10 protein-coding genes are annotated in these 9,659 nt (G+C 35.6%); 3 read left to right on the forward strand and 7 right to left on the reverse strand.

What is annotated here, in order from left to right:
- Positions 1 to 590: 590 nt before the first annotated feature.
- Entirely contained in the window at positions 591 to 2,333 is a 1,743-nt protein-coding gene (locus tag ASF99_RS00120; RefSeq protein WP_055966258.1) for a methyl-accepting chemotaxis protein, read from the forward strand.
- Positions 2,334 to 3,332: 999 nt separating this feature from the next.
- Here ASF99_RS00120 and ASF99_RS00125 read toward each other — a convergent pair.
- From ASF99_RS00125 to ASF99_RS00140, 5 genes are all read right to left on the reverse strand, one after another.
- Complete coding sequence (locus ASF99_RS00125) at positions 3,333 to 3,587, reverse strand: glutaredoxin family protein (RefSeq protein ID WP_055966260.1); 255 nt, start codon at positions 3,585 to 3,587, stop codon at positions 3,333 to 3,335.
- 21 nt (positions 3,588 to 3,608) lie between these two features.
- Complete coding sequence (locus ASF99_RS00130) at positions 3,609 to 3,845, reverse strand: helix-turn-helix domain-containing protein (protein WP_055966263.1); 237 nt, start codon at positions 3,843 to 3,845, stop codon at positions 3,609 to 3,611.
- Between the two features lie 5 nt (positions 3,846 to 3,850).
- Positions 3,851 to 4,015, reverse strand: a complete 165-nt coding sequence (locus tag ASF99_RS17010; protein ID WP_075643114.1) for a YvrJ family protein — start codon at positions 4,013 to 4,015, stop codon at positions 3,851 to 3,853.
- Positions 4,012 to 4,632: a sigma-70 family RNA polymerase sigma factor gene (locus ASF99_RS00135; RefSeq protein ID WP_055966266.1), complete on the reverse strand. Its 621-nt coding sequence runs from the start codon at positions 4,630 to 4,632 to the stop codon at positions 4,012 to 4,014. The genes ASF99_RS17010 and ASF99_RS00135 overlap by 4 nt, the downstream gene beginning before the upstream one ends.
- Before the next feature lie 246 nt (positions 4,633 to 4,878).
- Positions 4,879 to 5,757: a S8 family peptidase gene (locus ASF99_RS00140; RefSeq protein WP_055966269.1), complete on the reverse strand. Its 879-nt coding sequence runs from the start codon at positions 5,755 to 5,757 to the stop codon at positions 4,879 to 4,881.
- A 1,769-nt stretch (positions 5,758 to 7,526) separates the two neighbouring features.
- Between ASF99_RS00140 and ASF99_RS00145 the strand changes: the two genes are divergently transcribed.
- Complete coding sequence (locus ASF99_RS00145; RefSeq protein ID WP_055966271.1) at positions 7,527 to 7,766, forward strand: hypothetical protein; 240 nt, start codon at positions 7,527 to 7,529, stop codon at positions 7,764 to 7,766.
- Positions 7,767 to 7,865: 99 nt separating this feature from the next.
- On the opposite strand, the gene ASF99_RS00150 is transcribed toward ASF99_RS00145, so the two are convergent.
- Positions 7,866 to 8,192, reverse strand: coding sequence for a hypothetical protein (locus tag ASF99_RS00150; protein ID WP_055966274.1), 327 nt, complete (start codon positions 8,190 to 8,192; stop codon positions 7,866 to 7,868).
- A 27-nt stretch (positions 8,193 to 8,219) separates the two neighbouring features.
- Entirely contained in the window at positions 8,220 to 8,969 is a 750-nt protein-coding gene (locus tag ASF99_RS00155; protein WP_055966276.1) for a hypothetical protein, read from the reverse strand.
- Between the two features lie 322 nt (positions 8,970 to 9,291).
- On the opposite strand from ASF99_RS00155, the gene ASF99_RS17500 reads away from it, so the two are divergent.
- A partial coding sequence (locus ASF99_RS17500; RefSeq protein WP_055966540.1) for an HTH domain-containing protein occupies positions 9,292 to 9,659 on the forward strand: 368 nt, incomplete at its 3' end.

A 9,659-nucleotide genomic window follows, 5' to 3' on the forward strand; every position in this document is an offset into this window, starting at 1 on the left:
TGCTCATCGACTACTACTTATAGTACAGAGAGTTAGGAAAACCATTTGCGATTGATCCATGTTTTCAGCGTCATGTCGTCTCTCATTCATCAAAATAATAGATCTTGTTCTTTAGATAATTCGAATTCGACAGACGCTTAGATACCTGAACTGAAAAATGATATTTTTTTCTTCGTAATTCAATCTTATTATTTTGCATTACGATCTCTTTTAATGATACTCAAACGGATTTCGACGTCGAAACGTATACAATCCTAATCTCTGGATATAAGCATGATGTATGCCGACTGGAAGTATGATATTGCATCCTTATATACTTTAATCCTGCTGCAGCTCCTCAAGTCCAAAGCATTCCGGTCCCCGCTTATGCCAGAAAGACATGGTCCTATCAAACGTCACATAGAGGACATAAAACGACTTACTGAGATGTCGAGTGTTGTCAGATGAACGTTTACCAATTACAGATTGTATATACAGAAGACTTTACATTTATTTACTTTCTGAAATTTTTTACTTCTGATCAAAACCTAAACAAATGGCAGCAGGTACCGATACTACTAGCTGTATGAAAAAAACTCAGGAGGATTCTTATGCACAGCAAACGTAAGCATTCATTAAGGAACAGACTCTCCCTCATCATCGGTATCATTCTACTTCTATTTTTCTTGTTCAGTAACATTGCACTCTACCTCAACACTACTCAAACTGCCCTCTCCACACTCAAAAAGACAGCCACCCTGGATGCACAACGCATCGCTGGCCAGATTGACCCTACAGCATATGAGCGTTTTCTCGCTCGACCTGAAAAAGGGAAGGACTACGACGTGCTTCGTTCTCAACTAGACAAACTCCGCCAGCAAAACGGTCTTCTCTACACATACACAGCACTCGTAGAGGACGGTCAGGTCAAGCTCATGGTCGACGGGAATTCTTCCGAGAGCGCGAGCAACATTGGTGAGGTGGCGACCGGTGCCTCCCTCAAAGATGTGAAGGATGTTTTATCCGGGAAGACACATGCGACCGACATCATCGAAGATAAGAAATATGGAAAATACATCAGCATCTTCGTCCCAATCAAGGCTACTAACGGTGACGTCATCGGTATTCTCGGCAGCGACATCTCGGCGGACGAAGTACATGCGTTAACGATGGCACTCGCCAAACAAAACTTCCCACTCTTCTTCCTAGGTCTTGTCATCTTCTTCGGGATCACGCTCATCTTCCTACGCTTCATCCTTATGCGTAAGCTCGACCCGATCCGTACGCTGCAGGAGGTCGCTCAATTCATCACGGAAGGTGACCTGGAAAGTGCCGCTCATCGCCTACGCGACCTGAAGGCGGGGGCGAACGACGAGATCCATGCCCTCGCCGTATCGATGAAAGACATGAATGACATGCTGAGTACGATGATCGGCGAGATCAAGGAGACCTCTACGTTGATCACCCGTACCAGCGAGACCATCGACTCGAGCTCCCAGGAGGTCCTCGATGGATCACGTCAGATCGCGCACACGATGACGGAAATCGCCGTCGGTACTGAGAGCCAGACCCACGTCACCCACTCCCTCAACGAGGAGATGAACGCGTTCGCCGACCTGATCCGGAGCACGGACGAGGTCAGTCATGACATCAACACGGCGACGGTTGAGATGGACGAGCTGACGCGAGAGGGCCGTTCCCACATGCATCGGTCCGTCGAGCGGATGAACGTCATCCATCAGCATGTCCAAGATTCGACGCATCAGGTACAGGAATTGAATCGACAATCCGAAGAGATCCAAGGTCTCATCTCCATCATCCGTGATATCTCCGAGCAGACGAACCTGCTCGCCCTGAACGCCGCGATCGAAGCAGCACGCGCGGGTGAACAAGGGAAAGGATTCGCCGTGGTCGCCTCGGAGGTAAAGAACCTCTCCATGCACGTCGCGGATAACGTCAGTCAAATCTCATCGATCGTTAACAACGTTCTCGTCAGTACGCGTTCAATGGAAAGAAGCTTCACTGAAACAGTCAATGAGACAGAAGCGGGTAAAAAATCCATCCTCGAAACAGATCAGTCCTTCAGTCGATTGACGGAACACGTCGAGGTCGTCTCTCAGTCCACGAAACACATGGCACTTCAAATGCAGAACGTGCTGCAATCCGAGAACCGCATCCGTCACGCGTTAGGTGAGATTGCATCGGTCGCTGAGGAACATACTGCCGGAAACGAAGAAGTCGCTGCTGCATCGGAACAGATGATTGGTACGATTACATCCTTACATGATTTAGTTATCACGCTGAACAAAACGACTGATATTTTGGAAAAAGGAACCAATCGATTTAAGATTTAATTTTTATTAACTTCTATATAAAAAGCATCCCTTTCGTAGAATTTGAAATGAATCCTGAATGGTGGACACTTAATAAAAGACCCCATTCGGGTTTTTTGTGTTTAAAGGTATCTATATACTGTGCCTATTCAATTTAGATGCGAGAACTATTCATGAGCAAACGCGACTTTAATCCAGATCAAACCAGACAACTTGAAATGGATCTTCACATAGCCTCTGTATTAGATCGTACAATTCAATATAAAGGAGAATTTAGCTGTTAAGCGACCGATACAAACCATTGAGGAAAGCGGCTTTGGGCTGGACATGATTGGTAAGCAAACGAAGAACTAAGCGTTAAAACGGTGGTGGAAGATAGATCGCATTTATGGAGTGAGCGACGTGGAATGATGGCACATCATGTATCTACAAGCTTCCATACGGAACCCGCCCTTCATACAACGAATAAATTCGCAGAACGACTCCAAGCGAATGTTCGCTAGAAGCCATGATACCTTCCAATCAAGGATTCCATTATACGCATTCTGCTTATCAAACACGTATAAGTTAAGATGGGAATGCTTCAATCCATATCCCGTAGAGAAAAACTGCCTGGATAATGCCCAGATGAAGTCGTTCTTTGGGCACTTGAAAGATTATGTCGATTATTAATTAGTATCTGACCTCGATGAGGTTTGTGCCATGGTCGATGCTTACATTGATTATTACAATACAATGGAAACTACAAAAGATGACTCCGGTACAATACCGAAGCCATCTCATATCAGCTTGAAACGTTAAGGGTGCTTTTATTGAACTTACATTTTTTTCTTGAGAACGACTTATTTGAAGCTCATTTTTATAGGAACTCTAAACATGAATTATAAAATTAAAATGATTTCTATACAAAATCAGAATCATTTTATAAAATCATAATCAACGAGCACACATCAATTTCATATAGTACCTAAAGTTCAATCTGAAACTCCTTCATGATTTTTCTTACACGAAGTATGAAAATTAATTATTATCGCTCAGCTGTAATTGCTTTTCGATTTCTAATAAATTAAATCCATGAATTTTTACTTTCTCACCATTGTCTTTTTCAACAATCGTTAATGGAGTACCTATTCCATCCTCTGATTTAAATGCATCAAACTTTTCTTTACTCTCATAAATGTTGACATTAGTGTAATTTAATCCTTTCTCTAACATAAATTCCTTTTGCAATTTACAAAACGTACAATTTTCAGATGTATATACTGTAATTTTCATTTTTATTTTTCTCCTTTTTAATTAAACTACTTCTTTTTTTGATTTATTATAAATCTCCCAAAATCCTGGAGTTGAATTTACATCGTACTGTTTAATCGAGGTTATTAATTTATACTTCAGTTCTTGTGAGAGATCATCTTTATTCTGATTTGTCGTGAGTGACAAAGATTTTTTTATTTTGGGTTCAAACATAGTAATGATTTTTTCAAGAGCAAGATCATCATTTTTTGATTTCGATACTAATTCGTATAGATCCATTTTAATCAATCCTTTTTATGCGTCTGTATTACGCTTGATAGTTGACTAATTACGACTTCAAGATTTTCAATTTTCTTTTCAAATCTCATGAATAGATACATAGTAATCACTATAGGAAATCCAAAATTTCCAAGTATTGAAATCCATTGTGGTAACTCAATTACCGTCATTCAAGTGTTCTCCTTTCAACTAAATTTAAATGAGAATGTATGTTTTCTAGCGCTTTTTTTCTAGTTTTTGATACAGTCTGCTGAGACTTGTTGAGCTTTTTAGCGATTTCAGTATCTGATAGTCCATCAATGTAGGATAAACTAATGATTTTTTTTTGAGTTTCTGTTAGTAGAAGAATTGCCTGTAGTAATTTCTCGTCTCCGACATATTTTTCTAAATTCTCATCATTTATTATTTGTTCAATATTGATATGGGCCTTATCATCAACTATTAAATCTTTAATTGATAATTGATCATCTTCTTTTAAATTAGAATCAGCGATCAACGGAAATCTACTATTTACAAGTCTTATTTTCTTATCAAAATTAATTGCACTAAAGTATATAGTCTGAGATATAAATGAGATAAATCGAACGTTAAAATAAAATTTTTTGAACGATTCATCAATTTTATTTTTATTATTCTCATTTGGATTCTCAATAACATTTAGTAAAAGCTCTTGATTTTCGATGTTATTTAAAAAATTTTTAATAATTTTGTTATTTAAAAACTCTTGATTAGCATCAAAAAATTCAACTATTTTCTCATCTAAACTGTTTAATCTATCTTTATCCATAGTTTCCCCCAAAGAAATAAAAACGTATGTTCTTATATTAACGAAAAAAAATTATTCTTTACAGTAGTTGCTAATTTTTTCAGATAAGTTACTTGAATCTTTTATGAGCTCAATGATGAAACTTCTTTCGGTCTCGCTTAAATTTTCACTTAAGCATTTTGAGAAAAAAGCTTGTGTTTTTCGACTTTCACAAAAGCATTTTAAAATCAATTCACTTGTCTCTTTCACAAAGCCACCTCCAACTTATTACTTTTCTAAATATAAAGATTTAATCATTGTCTTCTCAATAAACTCTATAGTTGTATGATTTATCAAAATTTCGAATACTTCTTTTGTAGAAATAGTTCTAGTAGCTTTTTTCTCATATTCCTCAATTAAAATTGCTAAGGATCCAGCTACAAAAGGAACTGCCATTGAAGTACCACTCATTTCGATAAACTCATTATTCAAGGAGTTTGAATAAATATTTACCCCTGGAGCATATACATCTACGAATTCATTTGAATTTGAAAAATCAGCTATATTTTTAATTGATTCATCAATTGCACCAACTGAAATCACTTCTTTAAAAGAAGCTGGATACCGATATTCCATCGTAGTCAAATCTCCATCACCATCGTTTCCAGCTGCTGCAACAACAGTTATTCCTTTTTTATCAACTTGTTTGATAAGATCATGTAGCTTTTTATCGTACTTTCGAACTCCTAATGATAGAGAAATAATCTTGACACGTTCATTATTATCACCTCGCCAATTCATTGCATATTTTAGTCCTTCAGAAAGAAGTTCAAGTGAACCTTTTCCACTACCATTTAACACCTTTACTATCAGTAAAGATACTTTGGGAGCAATACCTTGAATGCCATAATTATTGTTAGATCCTGCAATTATTCCAGCTACATGTGATCCATGACCATTTGTATCTCCATAATTATTTGTATCTCCATTGAACTCTTCGGTGAAATTATATCCATCAATCACTCTGTCTTTCAGATCTAAGTTCATCACGTCACAACCGGTATCTAAAACTGCAATGACTATTCCTTCTCCGTAGAATCCTTTTTGCCATTTTGTTTCGATTCCTACAGACAACACACTTGGTGACACATAATCTTTTTTAGCCAATTAATAACCTCCATAAATTGCCTTTAATAACCTATAAAGAGGTATTAAGAAGCCTTATAACAACTTTTTATTGGAATTAAATTAAATAATTATGTATTTTTATTTTATTTATGTTTTTTATGATATGAAAATTTTTGTTAATAAATTCTTCTCAGAAATAATCATCTTCTTCAATTTATTATTTAAGCTCTCAAAAAGTAAAAAGTGACACATCAGCTGTAAAGTTAAACTAATCAATGAGCAGTGGCCCCTTGATTAAAACGTTAGTTAAAGTTATCGATATATTGTAGTTACTCAGTTTAAATAGGAGAACTATCCATGAACAGATTTATCATTAATACAGATCAACGCAAACAACTTTCCACATCGCCTTCATATCAGATCGCAAATTTTCAAAGGAGAATTTAAAATTCGAGCGATACTTTCGAATCCAGTTGGTAAGCGCCGATACAATTTGTTCTTTACCCTGTAACATGATTGCTAAGTAAACAACAAACGAAGTAGTGAAAGTATGGTTCACTACAATTTATATATGGATAAAAGAGTTTTAATGATAAATGTGAAAGATTCAACTTTGACGTTAACCGAAAAAGGAAGCTTCCATCGGATGAAGCCTTGGGAAATCTGAAGTACGAACTAAGTACCTTACAGCAAAGAACAAATTTATGGTTTTAAAAGAGAAATGAAGAATTTAAAATAATGACGTGTGATCACTATATGACCATTATATTTTTTACGAAGGCAATCATTTAACCGATTGCCAAGGCTCTGTATATGCTCATTAAGGTCAATCGCAAGAATTATTTGGCACTAGCATATTTCTCCTTGCTTGAAGAATGCGATGAAGATCCGTAGGCAGAGCATTTTGCATAAAATGTCTATAGCGACATATAACACTGAGAGTGGATCAAACGACTCAAACCGTCAGCTCGATCAGAGAAATAGTAAGATATTTGCTATAGACAACACTTATCTTCGTATTGACTTTATCCAAGTAGTTTATCTCTCTTATTTGAAAGATTCCGCACCCTTGAAATGATGGCATATTATGAATCTACAAACTTTTATATGAAACCTGCATCATACAAGGAATATACTCGTAGAATGACTACACGAGAATATATGCTACTCGCAATTCATAATACATTCCAATGAAGTTCAAATACCTATCCTGCTTATTAATCACGCATTCATGAGTTGGAATGTTTATATACATGTCGCATACAGAAAACTGACTGAATAATGTCCTGATCCAAGTATTCTTTGGGTGCTTTAAAGATGTTTCGATTAGTAATTAGTAGCTAATCTCGATGAAGTATAACTATGATTGTTGCATCTATTGATTATTACAGTAACGAACGAAAATAATGGAAACGACAAAAGATGACTCCGGTACAATACCGAAGTCATCTTAATGGCAGCTTAAATCAATTCAAATACTTTTTCTAAACTCTAAAGTTCAGTTTAGTTACTACATTTTAAAAGTGTTTCGAAAAAATCTAAATTTGGGATTTATATAAAATTGTTGTGTTAGTAAATTAAAGGTTTTTTTACTCTACTCATTAATCAAAATTTTTAAAGAAGCACCATTTCACGAAATTCTTTTTTTATGGAATATCGATATTTTAGTCCTATTCATAAGAAATATTAATTAGTTAAAAATAATCATCTTCTTAAATAATTCAAATAGTATAACCTTTATTTTTACACTTATGTGTTACTATATACTAAATACTAAAATTAATTTAGTAATAAAAGGAGGTTTCATCATGACAAAAAATCTTGGGTGGATTTCTATTGGGATAATTATTTTTACTTTAATTACATTTAGCGTACTTCCAGTCAACGGATTTTGGGGAACAAATTATTTAATTGGTGGTATGCTGTTAGCTTTATTAACTGCTATGTTTAGTAAAAAAGGTATCGGAAAAAATCTTGCTTTTATAGCAATGGGTATTCTTTTACTTCTATTTGTATTATCAATTTTAGGATTTTTAGGAATCCTGTAATATTTTATTAAATATAAATCCTAGTACATTAGATGACCACTAATACTAGGATTTATATTTATATTCAATCGATTAATTAATTTGAGAAATTTTTATTTTTTACAGTTTAGTCAATGTAGCATGACCTGTCGCATTTTGACTGTAACTTGTCAATCGAAGATACAAATAATCCTTTTTAACTTTAATATTTGACTGATTTAACGATTGCCCTGGCTGCAAAAACCACTCTTTAACTGGTTCATCGAATCCTGCCACGTCTACAATATGAACACCCATTACTGCATTTGAACTTGTATTCTTAGCAGAGATTCGTGCCAGACCGTTTGTAAAATTCATTTTTGTTCCATTGACCACTCTATCTCCAATAGCGATAGAAATTCCGTTACTTGATACTAAAGCCTCTACATCATTTTTATTCTTTTCCATTTTTTTATCTCCTTCTCCTTTTTTTTATTAGCAAACAAAGCACATTACTGCTTCTACTACAGGTGTATTAAATGTTTTACCTGCTGCTTGAGCACAGTCACATAATCTTTGATCACAGTAACAGTTAGGGTAACTTACACCTCGTTTTGTATAACAGCAATCATGTGTTTTACAGCAATTATCTAGTCCATTAATTCCTTTTTTAGTTGAAGTACAAGCTGACGAACCACCACAAGCTTGACCACACCAAATATAACCTCCAGCTAAACAGCCATCAAAAACACCATTTGCCTCTACATCTCCATTTAACATTCCAGGTACATAATCTTGATAAAAAGGAAACTCACTTTCTTCTTTATCATTTTTTTCTTTATACAAGGCGATTAATTCTTGATCAAAAGTCGATTCTGAAAACTTAATATAATTTTCGCTTCGAGCAGTATAATTATTCAATGTAACTTCATCATTATCTTCGTTATAATATTCACCTACAAAAAAGTCATTTTGAGTCGATAAATCATTATTTCGATATCGAGTAATATAACGAATCTTTACATTGCTGGCCACTTCAAAATAAATCGATTTTGCAGTTACAACATCTTCTTCTTTTTTCGCATCAAACTCAATTGCTTGAATGACTTTTACTTCTTGAGGATTAAATTCAAATTTTTGTTTATGATTCATTTCTTCAATTAGATTTTTTAACTTCTTATTTTCTTTGATGTCATGTAGAATAAATTTAATTTCTTGTTCTTCTAACCGTTTACCGATAAGCATAAATTAACATCTTCCCTTCATTTTATTATCAGCTGATATTATAGAAAGAAGTTTATAGTAGAACATATACAACCTATTACATCTACTTTTTCTTATTTATTAATGTTTAAAGTCTTTCAACAAATGTCAGATCAAGTTTTTGTACTCATATTAAAAATATAACCAAGCTATTCTCATTCAAAATAAATCAAAAAATGACTTAATCCGATTATGAACTGAACCCCGAATGATAAACACTTATAAAAAAGTGTATCATTCGGGGTTTTTCGTGTGCATACGAATCGCTATAATGAACCTATTCATTCAGACGGGAGAAACAACCATGAGTAAAATCACCTTCACTATGACTCAAATCAACCAGCTCGAAGAAAATCCGAACGTCGCTTCCGTATCAGAACGTTCAATCCAGTACACGGCCGAGTTCAAGGTCAAAGCTGTACGTGAGAATATGGAAGGAAAAGGACCTCAACAAATCTTCACGGAGGCTGGATTCGACCTGACGGTGATCGGGAAACGAAAAGCGCATTCCGCGTTGATTCGCTGGCGCCAAACGTTCCGAAAAGACGGAGAGGAGGGTCTCCGGAACGACAAACGTGGAAAGGCTCTGGGAGGCGGACGCCCGAAGACAGACGAGTCGATGGAGAGACGGTTGGCGAAGGCAGAGGCACGGATCAAATACCTGACGGCAGA

The sequence above is a fragment of the Exiguobacterium sp. Leaf187 genome (assembly GCF_001423925.1).
Lineage (GTDB): Bacteria > Bacillota > Bacilli > Exiguobacteriales > Exiguobacteriaceae > Exiguobacterium_A > Exiguobacterium_A indicum.